This window comes from Pseudomonas paraeruginosa, assembly GCF_003025345.2.
In the GTDB taxonomy this organism is placed as follows: Bacteria; Pseudomonadota; Gammaproteobacteria; order Pseudomonadales; family Pseudomonadaceae; genus Pseudomonas; species Pseudomonas paraeruginosa.
Genome location: NZ_CP020560.1, coordinates 3637471 through 3652700, shown reverse-complemented (window position 1 = coordinate 3652700; position 15230 = coordinate 3637471). Strand labels below are relative to the sequence as shown.

At 61.9% G+C, this 15230-nt stretch carries 15 protein-coding genes and 1 pseudogene; 6 read left to right on the top strand and 10 right to left on the bottom strand.

What is annotated here, in order from left to right; genetic code table 11:
- Window positions 1-470 precede the first annotated feature (470 nt).
- Window positions 471-1034 carry a recombinase family protein gene (locus B7D75_RS17255; protein ID WP_071534671.1) on the bottom strand — a complete coding sequence of 188 codons (564 nt, stop codon included), beginning with the start codon at window positions 1032-1034 and terminating at the stop codon, window positions 471-473.
- 177 nt (window positions 1035-1211) lie between these two features.
- Window positions 1212-1466 carry a helix-turn-helix domain-containing protein gene (locus B7D75_RS17250; RefSeq protein ID WP_025297348.1) on the bottom strand — a complete coding sequence of 85 codons (255 nt, stop codon included), beginning with the start codon at window positions 1464-1466 and terminating at the stop codon, window positions 1212-1214.
- A gap of 112 nt (window positions 1467-1578) precedes the next feature.
- Here B7D75_RS17250 and B7D75_RS17245 point away from each other — a divergent pair, with 112 nt between their 5' ends.
- Window positions 1579-1887, top strand: a complete 309-nt coding sequence (locus B7D75_RS17245; protein WP_025297349.1) for a hypothetical protein — start codon at window positions 1579-1581, stop codon at window positions 1885-1887.
- Window positions 1888-2399: 512 nt separating this feature from the next.
- Here B7D75_RS17245 and B7D75_RS17240 read toward each other — a convergent pair.
- The 3 genes from B7D75_RS17240 to B7D75_RS17230 form a co-directional block, all read right to left on the bottom strand.
- The gene (locus B7D75_RS17240) at window positions 2400-3041 is read right to left on the bottom strand and encodes a helix-turn-helix domain-containing protein (protein ID WP_079752046.1); all 642 of its coding nucleotides are present in this window, start codon (window positions 3039-3041) and stop codon (window positions 2400-2402) included.
- Window positions 3042-3396: 355 nt separating this feature from the next.
- Entirely contained in the window at window positions 3397-4689 is a 1293-nt protein-coding gene (locus tag B7D75_RS17235) for a site-specific integrase (RefSeq protein ID WP_107114255.1), read from the bottom strand.
- 287 nt (window positions 4690-4976) lie between these two features.
- Window positions 4977-5843, bottom strand: a complete 867-nt coding sequence (locus B7D75_RS17230) for a substrate-binding periplasmic protein (RefSeq protein ID WP_033999418.1) — start codon at window positions 5841-5843, stop codon at window positions 4977-4979.
- Window positions 5844-5879: 36 nt separating this feature from the next.
- Here B7D75_RS17230 and dnaX point away from each other — a divergent pair, with 36 nt between their 5' ends.
- The 4 genes from dnaX (at window position 5880) to B7D75_RS17210 (ending at window position 10291) form a co-directional block, all read left to right on the top strand.
- On the top strand, window positions 5880-7961 hold the full coding sequence (dnaX, locus tag B7D75_RS17225) for a DNA polymerase III subunit gamma/tau (RefSeq protein WP_107114254.1): 2082 nt from the start codon (window positions 5880-5882) through the stop codon (window positions 7959-7961).
- A gap of 45 nt (window positions 7962-8006) precedes the next feature.
- Window positions 8007-8333, top strand: coding sequence for a YbaB/EbfC family nucleoid-associated protein (locus B7D75_RS17220; protein ID WP_003087236.1), 327 nt, complete (start codon window positions 8007-8009; stop codon window positions 8331-8333).
- Between the two features lie 79 nt (window positions 8334-8412).
- Complete coding sequence (gene recR / locus B7D75_RS17215) at window positions 8413-9009, top strand: recombination mediator RecR (RefSeq protein WP_003153697.1); 597 nt, start codon at window positions 8413-8415, stop codon at window positions 9007-9009.
- Window positions 9010-9142: 133 nt separating this feature from the next.
- Window positions 9143-10291, top strand: coding sequence for an acyl-CoA dehydrogenase family protein (locus B7D75_RS17210; protein WP_058145482.1), 1149 nt, complete (start codon window positions 9143-9145; stop codon window positions 10289-10291).
- Window positions 10292-10303: 12 nt separating this feature from the next.
- On the opposite strand, the gene B7D75_RS17205 is transcribed toward B7D75_RS17210, so the two are convergent.
- The 3 genes from B7D75_RS17205 to B7D75_RS17195 all read right to left on the bottom strand — a co-directional run bounded on the left by B7D75_RS17205 (window position 10304) and on the right by B7D75_RS17195 (window position 13345).
- A complete protein-coding gene (locus B7D75_RS17205) occupies window positions 10304-10843 on the bottom strand; it encodes a CbrC family protein (RefSeq protein ID WP_012076359.1) in 540 nt (179 codons plus the stop codon).
- A 73-nt stretch (window positions 10844-10916) separates the two neighbouring features.
- Window positions 10917-11804, bottom strand: a complete 888-nt coding sequence (locus tag B7D75_RS17200; protein ID WP_034078738.1) for an SDR family NAD(P)-dependent oxidoreductase — start codon at window positions 11802-11804, stop codon at window positions 10917-10919.
- The gene (locus B7D75_RS17195; RefSeq protein ID WP_058136079.1) at window positions 11801-13345 is read right to left on the bottom strand and encodes a flavin-containing monooxygenase; all 1545 of its coding nucleotides are present in this window, start codon (window positions 13343-13345) and stop codon (window positions 11801-11803) included. The genes B7D75_RS17200 and B7D75_RS17195 overlap by 4 nt, the downstream gene beginning before the upstream one ends.
- Before the next feature lie 151 nt (window positions 13346-13496).
- Here B7D75_RS17195 and B7D75_RS30030 point away from each other — a divergent pair, with 151 nt between their 5' ends.
- The gene (locus tag B7D75_RS30030) at window positions 13497-14345 is read left to right on the top strand and encodes a TetR family transcriptional regulator (RefSeq protein WP_033998666.1); all 849 of its coding nucleotides are present in this window, start codon (window positions 13497-13499) and stop codon (window positions 14343-14345) included.
- Here B7D75_RS30030 and mdtI read toward each other — a convergent pair.
- Both mdtI and B7D75_RS17175 read right to left on the bottom strand, forming a co-directional pair.
- Window positions 14262-14528 (bottom strand): annotated as a pseudogene (mdtI, locus tag B7D75_RS17180) (multidrug/spermidine efflux SMR transporter subunit MdtI); the annotation flags it as partial. The gene B7D75_RS30030 and the pseudogene mdtI sit on opposite strands and share 84 nt — an antisense overlap.
- Window positions 14522-14890 (bottom strand): multidrug/spermidine efflux SMR transporter subunit MdtJ, encoded by a 369-nt coding sequence (locus B7D75_RS17175; RefSeq protein WP_012076354.1) that lies wholly within the window; start codon window positions 14888-14890, stop codon window positions 14522-14524. The gene B7D75_RS17175 and the pseudogene mdtI, both read right to left, overlap by 7 nt.
- Between the last annotated feature and the right edge of the window lie 340 nt (window positions 14891-15230).

Here is a 15230-nt window from a genome sequence, read left to right as displayed (position 1 = left end):
AATGGAGTATAGGAATACCCTTGGGGTAATTACAACCTCTGGTTGTGGGAGTCCGACTGTTGGCGTCAGTTTGTCGGCAGTGAGTCTCGTGCGTCGTGTCCGTCAAAGTTGTTCAACATGGAGAGAGTTCCATGGCAGCACGCGGTACCCGACGCCCCAGGCGTCAACGTCGTAGCACCCCGATGTGGCTCAGGACTGTCCACGTAAACCAATACGCTCGCTGGCGATATGAGCGGTGGGAAAGCGTACGGCAGCACTGGCGTAGTCCGCCGGGGACTCAACTAACATTCGACTTCTAACCCGAAGGAAGGGCGCCAGTAATGTCGCCCTTTTGTTTACCGGAGACTGGGTGCGATTTGGTGTGATCTACATGCGAGGCTCTTAGCCATGTACGATCCCGGTCGAGCTGAAGCTAAATAAGTCGAAAATAAGTCTGCATACCCTCGGTCAGGTTCTTGCAATCACAATAGTCATGGGTTCCAGCGACGTTTGACAGTGGCAAGGCTGATGCCGAGCTTTGCGGCAGCTTGAGACTGGCTGAGTCCTTGTGTCTTGAGTGACTGCACTTCGTCAGTAGAAGCAGCGGCAGGACGACCAAGAGCTTTGCCTTGAGCCTTTGCACGTTGGAGTCCAGATTGGGTGCGTTCGATCAGCAGATCACGCTCAAACTCAGCTACTGCGGACAGCACTTGCATAGTCATCTTGCCTGCCGCGCTGGTGAGGTCTACGCCGCCTAAGGCGAGACAGTGAACGCGGATGCCACGACTGGCCAGCAGTTCCACTGTAGAGCGCACATCCATCGCATTACGGCCCAGACGATCCAGTTTTGTCACTAGCAGCACATCCCCATCTTCCATCCGCTCCAGAAGCTTCTGGAAGCCTTGTCGCTCACTTGCTGCAATGGAGCCAGACACCGTTTCAGTAACTACTCGCTGGGGAAGCACATCGAATCCTGCTGCCTTCACCTCAAGCACTTGATTGTCGGTGGTCTGATCACTGGTGCTGACTCTGGCATACAAGAATGTGCGACTCATCAGTGGTACTCACTTGGTCTCATTAAGGTGGTGTCATTATTGTTTTTGGTTTCAGAAATGTAAAGGCTATTTTTTGACACCTCTTTCAAGAGGGAGGATAGCTGGTGTCAGAATCGTCCGTTTAATGAGCGGTAGCTCTGCCCCATCTGGTGTCGGACATGATGAGCTACCTCGATCTCACTGCCGCGCTGTCGTGATTGCGTTCTCAAGCTCCTGTGCCAGCTCTGGAAGGCTGATCCCAAGCACTAGGCATAAGTCTCGAAGCTGCACGATGTCCAGCCGGCGTGTCCCGTTCTCGACGTCACTAATGAACGACTGAGGGCGGTTTAGCGCTTTTGAGCACTCCACTTGTGTTAGTCCTGAGGCTTTCCTGTGCTTCTTGAGCAGGTCCAGAAGGGCCATGTGTTCTGGTCGATAGATCGTCTTGGGCATGGTCGGTAGCTACGTGAGGGTAGCTGCTCAACCTATATCTGGTTTTCAGATATCTGAATTTGGGATAAATTCACCTTGGCTCTGTTCGACCCAGCAAAAGATGGAGATGACCGTGAACGAAAAGCTGTTTCTGCTGACCAGCCGTAAAAAGAAGACAAATCACATCCTGCACTTGATCCTGACCGTTTTGACCGGAGGCCTATGGTTGGTCGTATGGGTGATCACGCTATGTAGCAACGATAGCCAGAACAAGAAGATTGATAGGGAGATCGACCAGATCATGCACTATAAGTCTCAGGGCTTGAGTGATGCTGCCACACACCAAAAGATGAAGATGGACAAGCTGAACACTGACGTGCTTCAGGGGAGAGTGATTTTCGGGGCTTTGGTTGTGGTGTTCCTGTACTTCTACCTGCGGTAGAGGTTGCGCACCTCTAGCGGAGCGTCAAAGCAGATGCCTTGATCAGCTTCAGCTCCGCTGGGGCACTAAAAGCGATATGCTTTTAGCTGGCTGCACTGTAATGAAGAACCATTACGGAACGGACCTATCGGTGCGAGTAGAGCACCGACCAAAACTAACGCCAGTCCAGTTCTTGCCTTTGATCTTGGTTGTTGGTGCATTGGGGTTGGCGACAGTTGACTGTGATATCCCGTACAAGCACCGCTTGGTTGGTAGCATCTCAATGGAATTATAGGTGAAGGGATTGTATTGAATTCTATCTGGAGGATAGGGCTAGATCGGTTTGGGTGATAGCCTTGAAGAGGCAGCTCACTTATGCTGCCGCATGTGTGTAACCCAAATCAGAGCTGTCGCTCTGGTGTGTCTAACGTTTGCGGTAGCAGGTAGTTGATTCCTTATAATATAAGGAAGTTTGCATCCCCCTTGACTCCAGTGGCCTGCAGGTGGTTTCTTGCGTAACTTTTTTGGAAAAGCTACGCAGCCATATTCGCGTGTTGACGTTTTTCTACTGTAAAATGTAGGGTGCCCGTCGGGCGATACCAGTTCTCAATATACCGTTCGCGTATCTTATCTGCCCCCCTGAACACTAGTCGTGGATTGATGGCGAGTTTTATCTCACCACGGCGAATGTTTCCGTTATTACATGTGGTGATACGAAGCATTTTTGCATCTTCGAGAACTTTCAGCTTCTTCATCAGGTTCGATTTTACAGTGTTGAGCGCCTGTGCTAGATCGACTTGCGTCATGAAGATGACGTTGTGGTACTGAACGAGTCCTTGTAGCTGCGTCAATAGTCGTTGCTGGGGCTTAGTGATGCGGCAGTCAGTCTCGCCTCGCCGCCAAACACCATGGGCGTAGTCCACTTCGTCATTTAGCGAGTGCAGGCTATGGGGCGGAAGTTTTCGTCGATCAACAAATCTCAAGTAATTCTCGAAATCGTCTACGCTACGGCAATCTCTAAGGCTCGATTGATAATCTAGTGGGCCGGAAAGAATCGATGGCCTATCATCGAGACCATGAATCTCACCGGTGAGCTTGTCTACGACAATGCCGTTAATGGCGAGCAGGTTGGTGCTGCTGGTGGGGATGGTGGTGTAAGGGACAGCTTGACTCATTAAAAATCTCCTTTTTCAGTTCATTGCATAGGCATTCCTCTCGGGTTGTGCCGGTGTGGGGTTGGTAAATCGCAGGCGTTAAAAAGCCCCCTAGCAAGGCACCATGTCGGTGGTCGCAGTGGAGGCTTCTCGGCTGTCTGTCTACCTACTGGGTAGGGAGCGAATAATACACTTTGGCAGGTCACCTGTCAATTAATACTTGACAGGTTGAATTTTTCCAGAAACCAATCTCAGGGAGAGAAACGCCTTTTGCTTAGTGCAAATTGCCAGCCAGCTCGTAAACATTGGGTTTGGCTTGAAAGGCGGCTGGAATCAGTCCCACTGAAGGCAAGGTTTTACCGAGGTTTTCGGTAGGTTATTTGATGTGCTTCATGGCCTCGACCATCGCTTTGATTGGCGTCCTGCTGCCGTAGATGCCAAAGGTCACGGAGCTATCTTCATGACCCACCATTCGCTTGATCAGTGAGTCCTGCACGCCAGCATCACGCAGGTCATCAATGAAGGTGTGGCGGAAGCTGTGGAAGGTTTTGCGTGGATCAGTGATTCCGAGCTTCGTCTTGTAGCGACTGAACCACTTTGAGGGAGCATGGCCCAGCTTCCCCCGCACAGCTTCCAGTTCGGGGAACAGGCGGTCAGTCCCATTTGCCCTGACTGACTCAGCGTACTGCAACAAGCCCTGTTCGATCAGGGAGGGATGTAGGGGAATAACACGACGGCTGTTGGCATTTTTTAGGCTCTGGTCTTCACGGCTATCATCAATGCGAATGCACGGGATGCCCTGTTGCTCAGTGAGGTCATCGACACGCAGTTGGCACAGTTCTTCCAGTCTTGCCCCAGTAACTCGTCCGAGGAGTGGTAGCCAGTAGCGCCATGGCTGTTTGCGTGCTTCTTTCCGTAAAGACTCATGGTCGAGCAGGGCGACTAGATCATGACGATCAAAGGACAGCCGCGCTTCCTTAGCAGAGCCGGTCATTACCTTCATCCCAGCCAAGGGATTGTCAGTGACGTAGCTATTTGCTTTGCACCAGTTCATGAAGGCTGTGAGCTTTCGCAGACGGTTGTTCACCGTGACGGCAGTGATTGTCTTATAGGTGGTACCCGAGTCGACCACTTCCCTCAGAGTCTTCCCCTTGAACTCTGGCCGTAAACCGAAGTACTGGGGGCAGCGGCTGATCCGTTCTTTTAGCAGGCGAGCCTGCTGAGCATCAAAAGCTAACGCAGGCATATCTCCTATCAGCTCGAACATATCCGCTAGGGCACGTTCAATCTCATCGGCGCTGCTCTGTCGCCATGTACCACCACGCTTCCCTTCTTCTATATAGAGCTTGGAGAGCATGGCTAATGTGGGGGCTTCACCTTTCGGCTTCGCTGTGGCCACTGGAACCGTCTTTGATGCAGCCGTAATAGATTGCTGGGGTGTCGTTACGCGCCACTGCTCACACAACGCACGTAGTCTCTCAGGGGCTGTTAACGGGTGCTTGCTCAGGTGGGTATTCACTTTCTGAACTAAAGAGCAGGCAAGAAAGAGGGCTGCCTGACGCTCACGTACTCGCAGGGACATCCGAAGCGTGTACCGGCTGGGGAACAGGTGCTTCGGCAGTCGAAGGTTGAGGTAGTAAACGGATTGGCGGCGGACGATGTAGGCCATGGGAAATCCCAGAGTGGACCAATAAAGTGGACCAATTGAGTGGAACAATTCTGGTCACACCTCATTTTCTGAGCGCCCATGCAGAGTGACCGCACGGGTAGATAGCTTGCTACCTTGTCAGCCTGAAACCCTTGCATCACAAGGTCTCAATGACTCCCGAGCATGCTCGCACGTAACATGCTCAGGTCCGGAAGGAAGCAGCCACAGCGGGAACATCGTGTGCCGGGGTGTGGCTGGCGGGGCCGCCTCCATTTCAGGCCCGTCATTTCTCCATGGGCCGCCGGTGCTCAGCGGTAGCGCCGCAATATCTCCTCGATCTCTCCGTTTCGCTTCATCTCCTCGAACGTCTTCAGGATCGCTTCCACCGGTACCTCCGCGGCATCCCGCACCAGGCAGCTCACCGGGGTTTCCTCGAGCTGGGCGGCTTCCTGGAGTGGTGCCTGCCCCGGCGTCTGGCGGTTGTTCCAGCGCAGGGCCAGTTGATGGCTCACGGCGTAGCGATAGCGCCCGGCACGCAGTTTTTCCAGCACCAGGTCCTGGGTGCGCGCGTCGTCGCGGCGCAGCCGGCCGATGTCGAACAGCGCCTGCAGGCGTGGATAGCTGTAGCCGAGGACGGTACCGATACGCTGGGCCGGCAGCGCCTCGGGAATCGGCGCGAAGCCTTCGCGGGCGGCCAGGATGTCGCGTTGCACCAGCAGCGGCACGCTCCAGCGGTAGCCGGGGAAGTCCCGGCTGAGCCAGGCGGGGCTGATGTAGCAGCGGACGTCGATTTCGCCGCCGTCCATCGCCTGTTCGATACGTGCGCGCGGATAGGGGTGGTAGAGCGCTTCGCGGCCGACCTGGCGGGCCAGGGAACGGGTGATATCGTGGACGATGCCAGCGGTCGGCTGGCTTTCTTCCAGGCGGATCAGCGGCATGCCCCAGCTTTCCATTACCGCGAAGCGCAGCGGCGGTGCGGCGCTGTCGCCAGCCGTGGCAGGCTGGGCCGCGGCGAACTGGAGCAGGAGCAGCGCCGGGGCGACGAAACGGGCTGCGAATACGGACGGGAAAGGTCGAGTCATTGCCACGGGCGAGGGCTCATGGAGGGTAGGGCGAATTCTTAGCACGCAGTTTGCCAAGTCAGCGAGCGCAGAGGGGGCAAATTGCGCTAGCATTGGCCGACTTGTGCTTCCCTTCAGCGACGGTTTTCGATGAGTTATCAAGTTCTTGCGCGTAAATGGCGTCCCCGTTCCTTCCGTGAAATGGTCGGCCAGACCCATGTGCTCAAGGCTCTGATCAACGCCCTGGACAACCAGCGGCTGCACCACGCCTATCTGTTCACCGGTACCCGTGGGGTCGGCAAGACCACCATTGCGCGGATCCTGGCCAAGTGCCTGAACTGCGAGACCGGGGTCAGTTCCACGCCGTGCGGCGAATGTTCGGTGTGCCGGGAGATCGACGAGGGGCGTTTCGTCGACCTGATCGAGGTGGATGCCGCGAGCCGGACCAAGGTCGAGGACACCCGCGAACTGCTCGACAACGTGCAGTACTCGCCGACCCGTGGTCGCTACAAGGTCTACCTGATCGACGAAGTGCACATGCTCTCGTCGCACAGTTTCAATGCGCTGCTCAAGACCCTTGAGGAGCCGCCGCCGCACGTCAAGTTCCTGCTCGCCACCACCGACCCGCAGAAGCTGCCGGTGACCATCCTCTCGCGCTGCCTGCAGTTCTCCCTGAAGAACATGCCGCCGGAGCGGGTGGTCGAACACCTGACCCACGTTCTCGGCGCCGAAAACGTGCCGTTCGAGGACGATGCCCTGTGGCTGCTCGGTCGCGCCGCCGACGGTTCGATGCGCGACGCCATGAGCCTGACCGACCAGGCCATCGCCTTCGGCGAGGGCAAGGTGCTGGCCGCCGACGTGCGGGCGATGCTCGGCACCCTCGACCACGGCCAGGTCTACGGCGTGCTCCAGGCCCTGCTGGATGGCGACGCGCGGGCCCTGCTCGAAGCGGTGCGCCATCTCGCCGAACAGGGCCCGGATTGGGGCGGCGTGCTCGCCGAGATGCTCAACGTGCTGCACCGCGTGGCGATCGCCCAGGCCCTGCCGGAGGCCATCGACAACGGCCAGGGCGACCGCGAGCGAGTCCTGGCGCTGGCCCAGGCGCTGCCGGCGGAAGATGTGCAGTTCTATTACCAGATGGGCCTGATCGGTCGCCGCGACCTCCCGCTGGCGCCCGATCCGCGCAGCGGTTTCGAGATGGTGCTGCTGCGGATGCTGGCGTTCCGCCCGGCGGATGCCGACGGCGCGCCGAGGACGCCACTAAAGAACCTGGGGATCAGCAAGGCCACGGCTGATCCCGCCAACAACCCCGTGGCCGGCGCGGCCTCGCCTGCGCCGGTCGCTGCCATTGCTGCCATGCCGGTCGTCGCTGCGCCCGCCGAAGCGCCGCTCGCCGTACCGGCTGCGCCATCCGCGCCGGCGGCGGTCGAGGCACGCGTCGCGGAAGTGGCTGTCGAAGCAGCGCCCGCCGCGGCTGAGGTCGTCGACTTGCCCTGGGAAGAGCCGGCGCCGAGCATCGTTGCCGAGCCCGAGCCCGAGCCCGAGCCCGAGCCCGAGCCCGAGCCCGAGCCCGAGCCCGAGCCCGAGCCCGAGCCCGAGCCCGCAGCCGTGGAGGCACCGCCGGCAGCGGTGGTCGAGGCGGTGGTGGAAAGCGTTCTGGAGGCGCTGCCCGTGGCGCTGCCCGTGGTGGCCGACGAGCAGGACGACGCGGATGACGAGCCGCCACCGGCGGACGACTACTACGAAGTCGACATGGATACCCTGGCTTACCTGGACGCCGCTCCCGAGCCCGAGGCGGCCCCGGTGGAGGAGCCGCTGCCCGCGGCGAAGCCGGCCACCGGCCTGGCCGCCGAGTGGCTGGAGCTGTTCCCGCGCCTCGGCCTCGGCGGCCTGACCGCCAGCATCGGCGCCAACTGCACCCTGGTGGCCGCCGGCGAGGAACACTGGCACCTGCACCTGGATCCGGGCCAGAGCGCGCTGTTCAACGCCACCCAGCAGCGGCGGCTGAACGATGCGCTGAACCAGCACCTGGGGCGCACCCTCAAACTGGAGGTGACCCTGCAGAAGCCTGAGCAGGAGACCCCGGCCCAGGCGGCGGCACGCCGGCGCGCCGAGCGCCAGCGGGCGGCCGAGGCATCGATCGATGCCGACCCGTTGGTCCGGCAGTTGCGCGAGCAGTTCGCCGCGGTGGTCCGTGACGGTACCATCGAACCTTTGGAAGCCAAGGCCTGACCGGCGCTTGGCGCACGCAACAAGACGACATTCGAGGTGAAGAACATGATGAAAGGTGGCATGGCCGGCCTGATGAAGCAGGCGCAGCAGATGCAGGAAAAGATGCAGAAGATGCAGGAAGAGCTGGCCAACGCCGAAGTGACCGGGCAATCCGGCGCCGGTCTGGTCAGCGTGGTGATGACCGGGCGCCACGACGTCAAGCGTGTCAGCCTGGACGACAGCCTCATGCAGGAAGACAAGGAGATCCTCGAGGACCTGATCGCCGCCGCGGTCAACGATGCGGTGCGCAAGATCGAGCAGAACAACCAGGAAAAGATGTCCGGCTTCACCTCGGGCATGCAACTGCCGCCCGGCTTCAAGATGCCCTTCTGATCCCGCGTTCGTGCCGGGCTCGCCATCCGCGGATGGCGCCCGGCAGCCATTCCCCCTCCCTCTATCCGACGAGTCCCGCATGAGTTTCAGCCCGCTGATCCGCCAACTGATCGAGTCCCTGCGCATTCTTCCCGGTGTCGGGCAGAAGTCGGCCCAGCGCATGGCGCTGATGCTGCTGGAGCGCGATCGCAGCGGCGGCCTGAAGCTGGCCCAGGCGTTGACCGCCGCGATGGAGGGCGTCGGTCACTGCCGGCAATGCCGTACCCTCAGCGAAGAGGAACTGTGCCCGCAGTGCGCGGATCCGCGACGCGACGACTCGCTGCTCTGCGTGGTGGAGGGGCCGCTGGATGTGTTCGCCGTGGAACAGACCGGTTACCGTGGCCGCTATTTCGTGCTCAAGGGTCATCTGTCGCCGCTCGACGGGCTGGGGCCGGAAGCGATCGGCATTCCCGAGCTGGACGCGAGGATCAGGGACGGCGCCTTCAGCGAAGTGATCCTCGCCACCAACCCGACCGTGGAAGGCGAGGCCACCGCCCACTACATCGCGCAACTGCTGGCCGATCGCGGCCTGACCCTGTCGCGCATCGCCCACGGCGTGCCGCTGGGCGGCGAGTTGGAGCTGGTCGATGGCGGCACCCTGGCCCATGCCCTGGCCGGCCGTCGGCCGATCTCCTGAAGACCGCCCCTTCCGCGCCTGCCGTATTGCCCGCGGCGAGGCGGCCTATACACCCTGGCCGATGGCTATTTTCCCGTATTGAAAACCAAGCAAGCGCTAGGTAAGTTCTGAGGCTCCCATCAGGAGCCCGGCCATGACTGACTTCCAGCAGTACTTCGACGAGTCCCATCAACTGATCCGGGATTCGGTGCGTCGTTTCGTCGAGCGCGAGGTGTTGCCGCACATCGATGAATGGGAGGAGGCCGAGGAATTTCCCCGCGAACTCTATCTCAAGGCCGGCGCAGCCGGGATCCTCGGCATCGGCTACCCGGAAGCCTATGGCGGCAGTTGCGAAGGTGATCTGTTCGCCAAGGTGGCGGCCAGCGAAGAGCTCATGCGCTGCGGTTCCGGCGGCCTGGTCGCCGGGCTGGGATCGCTGGATATCGGCTTGCCTCCGGTGGTCAAGTGGGCCCGTCCCGAGGTGCGTGAGCGGGTGGTCCCGGCGGTGCTGCGCGGCGAAAAGATCATGGCCCTGGCGGTCACCGAGCCGTCCGGCGGTTCCGACGTGGCCAACCTGAAGACCCGCGCGGTGCGCGATGGCGATCACTATCGCGTCAGCGGCAGCAAGACCTTCATCACCAGCGGCGTGCGTGCCGACTACTACACGGTGGCGGTGCGTACCGGCGGGGAAGGCTTCGGCGGCGTCAGCCTGCTGCTGGTGGAGAAGGGCACGCCGGGCTTCAGCGTCGGGCGCAAGCTGAAGAAGATGGGCTGGTGGGCCTCGGATACCGCCGAACTGTTCTTCGACGACTGCCGGGTTCCGGTGGAGAACCTGATCGGCGTGGAGAACGCCGGCTTCGCCTGCATCATGGCCAACTTCCAGAGCGAGCGCCTGGCCCTGGCGGTGATGGCCAACATGACCGCGCAACTGGCCCTGGAGGAGTCGCTGCGCTGGGCGCGCGAGCGGGAGGCCTTCGGCAAGCCGATCGGCAAGTTCCAGGTGCTGCGCCACCGCCTCGCGGAAATGGCCACGCAGTTGGAGGTGTCGCGCGAATTCACCTATCGCCAGGCGGCGAAGATGTCCGCCGGCAAGAGCGTGATCAAGGAAATATCGATGGCCAAGAACTTCGCCACCGATGTCGCCGATCGCCTGACCTACGATGCCGTGCAGATGCTCGGCGGCATGGGCTACATGCGCGAAAGCCTGGTGGAGCGGCTGTACCGGGACAACCGGATCCTCTCCATCGGCGGCGGTTCGCGGGAAATCATGAACGAGATCATCGGCAAGCAGATGGGCTTGTAGTGCCGCGGCCCATCAGGTGAAGTCCAGGTCGTAATGCGCCTGGCCGCAATGCAGGCAGTCGAAGCGATAGATGGCCGGGTTGCCGCCGGGCGCATAGGCGTCGACGAGGCGTTTCCAGGTAATAGCCGGCCAGGCGAAATCGACGAAGCGCTGCGCCAGGCCCTCGGCTCCCAGTCGTCCGATTTCCTCGCGCCCCGCGTCGCCGCGAAAAGCGCAGGCATCCTCGCAGCAACTCAACCAGCGTTCCTGCTGCCAGGAGGCGTAGCCGGGCGTGCGCTCGCAGACTTCGGCGACGATCTCCGCGGCGATTCCGGCTTCGAGCAACGGATGGTCGTCGCAAAAGCTCGCTTCGTAGCGCGCGGCCGCGCTGCCGTCGGCAATGCACCACGGGCAGAGGCTGCCGGGCGGCAGTTCGTGACGGGAATAGGGCGATACGGTGTAGGCGTAGCCGCGGGCCTTGCCACAGCACCGGCAGGTTGCCGCGGAAGCCTCGATGCTGCCGCTGGCGAGCGGCTCGGGATGGTAGCGGAAGTACGGAAGGGGAGGATTCATGACGGCCGTTCCCTGGAGGTCGGCCGTCGAGTATGCCGGCCGGGCCGCCTTGCGGCTACCCGGTCCCGCTGACTCATTCGCTGGCTTCGCGGGCGCCCTGGCCGCTCTTCGGGCGCGGCGCGAAACGCGCGGCCAGGCGCATGCTGGCGGTGACCACACGCTGGTAGAGCACCGGCGCCAGGCGCAGCATCACGTCGATCGCATGGGCGTCGGCGCCGATCAGGATGCGCCGGCTGTCGCGCTGCACGCCGCGCAGGATGACCTGGGCGGCCTTTTCCGGAGTGGTCCGCAGCAGTTGGTCGTTGAACTGCTGGCGGGCCTTGTCGGGGGTCTGGCCGGTTACCTTGGCCATGCTTTCGTTCATCCGTGCGGTCTTGGCGATGTTGGTCTTGATCCCGCCGGGGTGCACGCAACTGGCGGAAACCCCTGAATCCTCCATGTCCAGCTCCTGCCGCAGCGACTCGGTGAAACCGCGCACCGCGTATTTGGTCGCGTTGTAGGCGCTCATGCCTGGCTGGGCGAACAGCCCGAAGACGCTGGAAACGTTGACCACATGGCCATTGCCGGAGGCCTTCAGGTGCGGCAGGAAGGCCTTGGTGCCGTTCACCACGCCCCAGAAGTTGATGTTCATGATCCACTCGTATTCCGAGTGGTCGCTGCCTTCCACGGTGCCGGCATGGGCGACCCCGGCGTTGTTGAAGATCAGGTTGACCCGGCCGTGCTCGGCGGCCGCCTTGTCGGCCCAGGCCTGCACCTGCTCGCGCTCGGCCACGTTGACGATGTCGATGGAAACCCGTACGCCGCTGCTGGCGAGGATCTGGCGGGTTTCCTCGAGACCGGCGGCGTTGACGTCGGCCAACGCCAGGTGGCAACCCTGGCGGGCCAGCTCCACCGCGAGAGCGCGGCCGATGCCCGAACCCGCTCCGGTAATGGCGGCGACTTTGTTTTCGAACGATTTCATGCAGGGACCCCTTCGGCCGGTTGACGGGTTTCGTTGCTCAGGCTGGCGAGCTGTGTGGTGCTGAGGTGGTAGGCGGAGGCATCGAACTGCCGGGTCAGGGCGCGGAAGCGCCAGGTGAAGCCCGGCCACAGGGTGCAGTTGCGGCCGCTGACCGGATGCAGGTACCAGCTCTTGCAACCGCCCACGCTCCAGACGCTGCGGTCGAGCTTGCGCTGCAGATATTCATTGTAGCGTTCCTGCACCGGCGCCTTGACCTCCAGGCTGAGCAGTTCGCGACGCTGCATCAGCTTCAGCGCGCCGAGGACATAGGCGATCTGCGACTCGATCATGTAGACCATCGAGTTGTGGCCCAGGCCGGTATTCGGCCCCATCAGGAAGAACAGGTTGGGGAAGCCGGCGGTGGTGGTGCCCTTGTAGGCTTCCGGTCCCTTGGTCCAGCTGTCCAGCAGGTCACGGCCGTCGCGACCGAAGACCATGCCACGGGGAATCGGATCGTTGGCGGTGAAGCCGGTGCCGAAGATGATCGCGTCGACCTCGCGCTCCTGGCCGCTGGCGTCGACGATCCCGTGGGCGGTGACCTCGCGGATACCTTCGGTGATCACCGTGGCGTTGGCCGCGGCCAGCGCCGGGTAGTAATTGTGCGACATCAGGATGCGCTTGCAGCCGATGGTGTAGTCCGGCGTGAGCTTGCGGCGCAGTTCCGGGTCCTTGATCTGCTTGTGGATGTAGCGGACCGCCAGGCGCTGTACCAGCTTCATCACCTGCGGGGCGAAGGTGAAGCCCAGCACCCGTCCTTCGAGCAGGCTGTAGAGGCCGCCACGCCAGAGCTTCTGCAGCAGCGGGAAGCGACGGAAGCGCTGCCGCTCGGCCTCGCTGATGGCGCGGTCGGGCTTGGGCAGAATCCACGGCGGGGTGCGCTGGTAGAGATCCAGCGCGGCCACCTGTGGCTGGATCTCCGGGACGAACTGGATGGCCGAGGCGCCGGTGCCGATCACCGCCACGCGCTTGCCCTTGAGATCGTAGTCGTGGTCCCACTGCTGGGAATGGAAGACCTTGCCCTGGAAGTCCTCCAGGCCCTTGAGGTCCGGATAGGCCGGGGTCGACAGGCCGCCCATCCCGGAGACCACGGCGTTGGCGGTGTAGTGGTTGCCCTGGCTGTCGTGCAGATGCCAGAGGTTCTGCCGGTCGTCCCAGGCCAGCCTGTCGATGGCGGTATTTAGCAGTGTCCGTTCCGGCAGGCGGTATTTCTGCCAGCAGTTCTCCAGATAGGCGCGGATTTCCGGCTGGCGGGCGAACATGCGCGTCCATTCCGGATTCTGTTCGAAGGAGAAGGAGTAGACATGGGATTGCACGTCGCAGGCGCAGCCCGGGTAGTTGTTGACCCGCCAGGTGCCGCCGACGCCGGCGTCCTTCTCGAAGATCAGGAAGTCGTCCTCGCCCTCCTGGCGGAGGCGGATCGCCATCCCCAGCCCGGAGAAACCGGTGCCTATGATGGCGACCTTGCAGTGCCGGGGGGTGACAGGGACAGGTTGGGTACTCATGGCCAAGCTCCTGTTATCATTGTTGCTGGCGTATACACTCGTCTACCTGCGAATGTAGACATCTGTATACTTCAGGGTCAAGCCAACCTTAGGTAGGGTCCGGCCGAGGCAATGGCCAGTCCTGTGGCGCATGGAAACAACCAGGTGGAACATGAGTGACATGAGCGAGACGAAGGACAGGATCACCGACGCTCCCGGCAAGCGCGCCCTGCTGGAGGCGGCCCTGCGCCTGGGCAGCAGCAGCCGCAGCCTGGGCGCCATAGGCCTGCGCGAACTGGCGCGCGAGGCGGGTCTGAACCCGAATACCTTCTACCGGCATTTCCGCGACATCGACGATCTTGGCCTGACCATGATCCGCGATATTTCCACCCAGCTGCGCCAGCCGCTGCGGCAGCTCCGTCGCGAGGCCGCGAATCGCGCGGCGCCAGGCGCTCGGCCGGAGGCGATGCCATTCGGCCTGGACCTGGAGAGGGGGCGACGGGTCTGCCGGGAAACGGTGCGGCTGTTCTTCGATTTCGTCGAGAGCAACCCCGCCGCCTTCATCGTCGGCGTGCGCGAACTGCATGGCGCCTCGCCGGTTCTGCGCGGCGCCCTGCGTCAGATCATGGACGAGTTCGCCGAGGACATGTCGGAAGACATTATCGAATTCAGGCTGTTGCCGTCGGTGAGCGAGGCGACCATTCGCCGCCTTTCCAGCCTGATCGGTCGCCAGCTGTTCCAGCTGTCGCTGGACTACATCGGCCAGCCGGAGCGGCGCCGGGAAATCTGCGCCCTGGGCGAGGAGCAGATCCTGCTGCTGTTCACCGGCGCCACCGTCCTGCAGATGATGGGTGTGTCGCTCGACGCCGAGGCATCAGGCGAGCTTCAGCAGGCTCATGCCGGCCAGCAACAGCAGCAGGCCGAGCCAGCCGCGCCAGGCCAGGCGCTGGCCGAACAGGGCCCAGCCCATGGCGACGGTGGCGAGGATGCCGAAGCCGCCCCAGATCGCATAGGCCAGTGACAGCTCGATGTCCTTGACCGCCTGCGCCAGCGCGGTGAAGGCGGCCAGCACGCAAAGGATCGAGGCGGCGCCGAAGCCGCGCTTGCGGAAGCCGTCCGAGTACTTCAGCAGCAGGTTGGCGCCGACTTCCAGGACGATCGCCAGGCCGAGCCAGGCGAAGGGGAGCCAGTTCAGGGTCAGCATGTCGCAGCCTCCCCCGGCGCCTTCGTCCGCGACGCTTCGCCGTTGCGGGTGCCGGACTTGATCAGCAGGATCCCGGCGATCATCACGCCGAGGCCGACGGCCTTGTAGAGACCGATGCTTTCACCCAGCCAGGCGACACTGACAGCGGTGATCAGGACGATGCCGATGCCTTCCCAGAGGGCATAGGCGACGCCGACGGGGACGCGTTTGACCGCCAGGGCGAGGAAGAAATACGACAGGCCGATCATCCCGTACATCAGCAGCAGACCGGCGACCGGGGCGTGGGTGGCGGCGAGTTTCATCGAGGTGGTGCCGATCACCTCGGCACCGATAGCCAGCAACAGATAGATCCAGGAACGCATGTTGCCCTCCCATGGGCACCGCGGAATGGAGGCCGCGGCCAAAGACGACGAAGAACGGCGGCGGGGTGCGGGCGGGCCGCGGACCGCCATGGGCGGTCGCCACCGACAAGGGGTGTCGAGGGGAGGGGCTAGAGGTCGCCGGTCCAGTGACGCTCGCGGGAGACCAGACGGGAGGTGGGAAGAGGTAATGCCTTGGTGTTCAACATAATGAACATGATATTACCTCAGGGCATCGAAAAAATCCAATTGATAGGATTTGACTAATTATTTCCTCGTGTCTACGGCTCTTTCAGGAGGTCTTGCTGAGAGTGAAGGCTTTACCTGTGCAATATCCTGTTCT

Excerpts from the sequence above, each read along its gene's own strand:
- B7D75_RS17255 (WP_071534671.1), bottom strand. The coding sequence starts at position 1,034 with ATGAGTCGCACATTCTTGTATGCCAGAGTCAGCACCAGTGATCAGACC.
- B7D75_RS17195 (WP_058136079.1), bottom strand. The coding sequence starts at position 13,345 with ATGAGTACCCAACCTGTCCCTGTCACCCCCCGGCACTGCAAGGTCGCC.
- recR (WP_003153697.1), top strand. The coding sequence starts at position 8,413 with ATGAGTTTCAGCCCGCTGATCCGCCAACTGATCGAGTCCCTGCGCATT.
- B7D75_RS17205 (WP_012076359.1), bottom strand. The coding sequence starts at position 10,843 with ATGAATCCTCCCCTTCCGTACTTCCGCTACCATCCCGAGCCGCTCGCC.
- B7D75_RS17230 (WP_033999418.1), bottom strand. The coding sequence starts at position 5,843 with ATGCTAGCGCAATTTGCCCCCTCTGCGCTCGCTGACTTGGCAAACTGC.
- dnaX (WP_107114254.1), top strand. The coding sequence starts at position 5,880 with ATGAGTTATCAAGTTCTTGCGCGTAAATGGCGTCCCCGTTCCTTCCGT.
- B7D75_RS17220 (WP_003087236.1), top strand. The coding sequence starts at position 8,007 with ATGATGAAAGGTGGCATGGCCGGCCTGATGAAGCAGGCGCAGCAGATG.
- B7D75_RS17175 (WP_012076354.1), bottom strand. The coding sequence starts at position 14,890 with ATGCGTTCCTGGATCTATCTGTTGCTGGCTATCGGTGCCGAGGTGATC.
- B7D75_RS17210 (WP_058145482.1), top strand. The coding sequence starts at position 9,143 with ATGACTGACTTCCAGCAGTACTTCGACGAGTCCCATCAACTGATCCGG.
- B7D75_RS17200 (WP_034078738.1), bottom strand. The coding sequence starts at position 11,804 with ATGAAATCGTTCGAAAACAAAGTCGCCGCCATTACCGGAGCGGGTTCG.
- B7D75_RS17235 (WP_107114255.1), bottom strand. The coding sequence starts at position 4,689 with ATGGCCTACATCGTCCGCCGCCAATCCGTTTACTACCTCAACCTTCGA.
- B7D75_RS17240 (WP_079752046.1), bottom strand. The coding sequence starts at position 3,041 with ATGAGTCAAGCTGTCCCTTACACCACCATCCCCACCAGCAGCACCAAC.
- B7D75_RS17250 (WP_025297348.1), bottom strand. The coding sequence starts at position 1,466 with ATGCCCAAGACGATCTATCGACCAGAACACATGGCCCTTCTGGACCTG.
- B7D75_RS30030 (WP_033998666.1), top strand. The coding sequence starts at position 13,497 with ATGAGTGACATGAGCGAGACGAAGGACAGGATCACCGACGCTCCCGGC.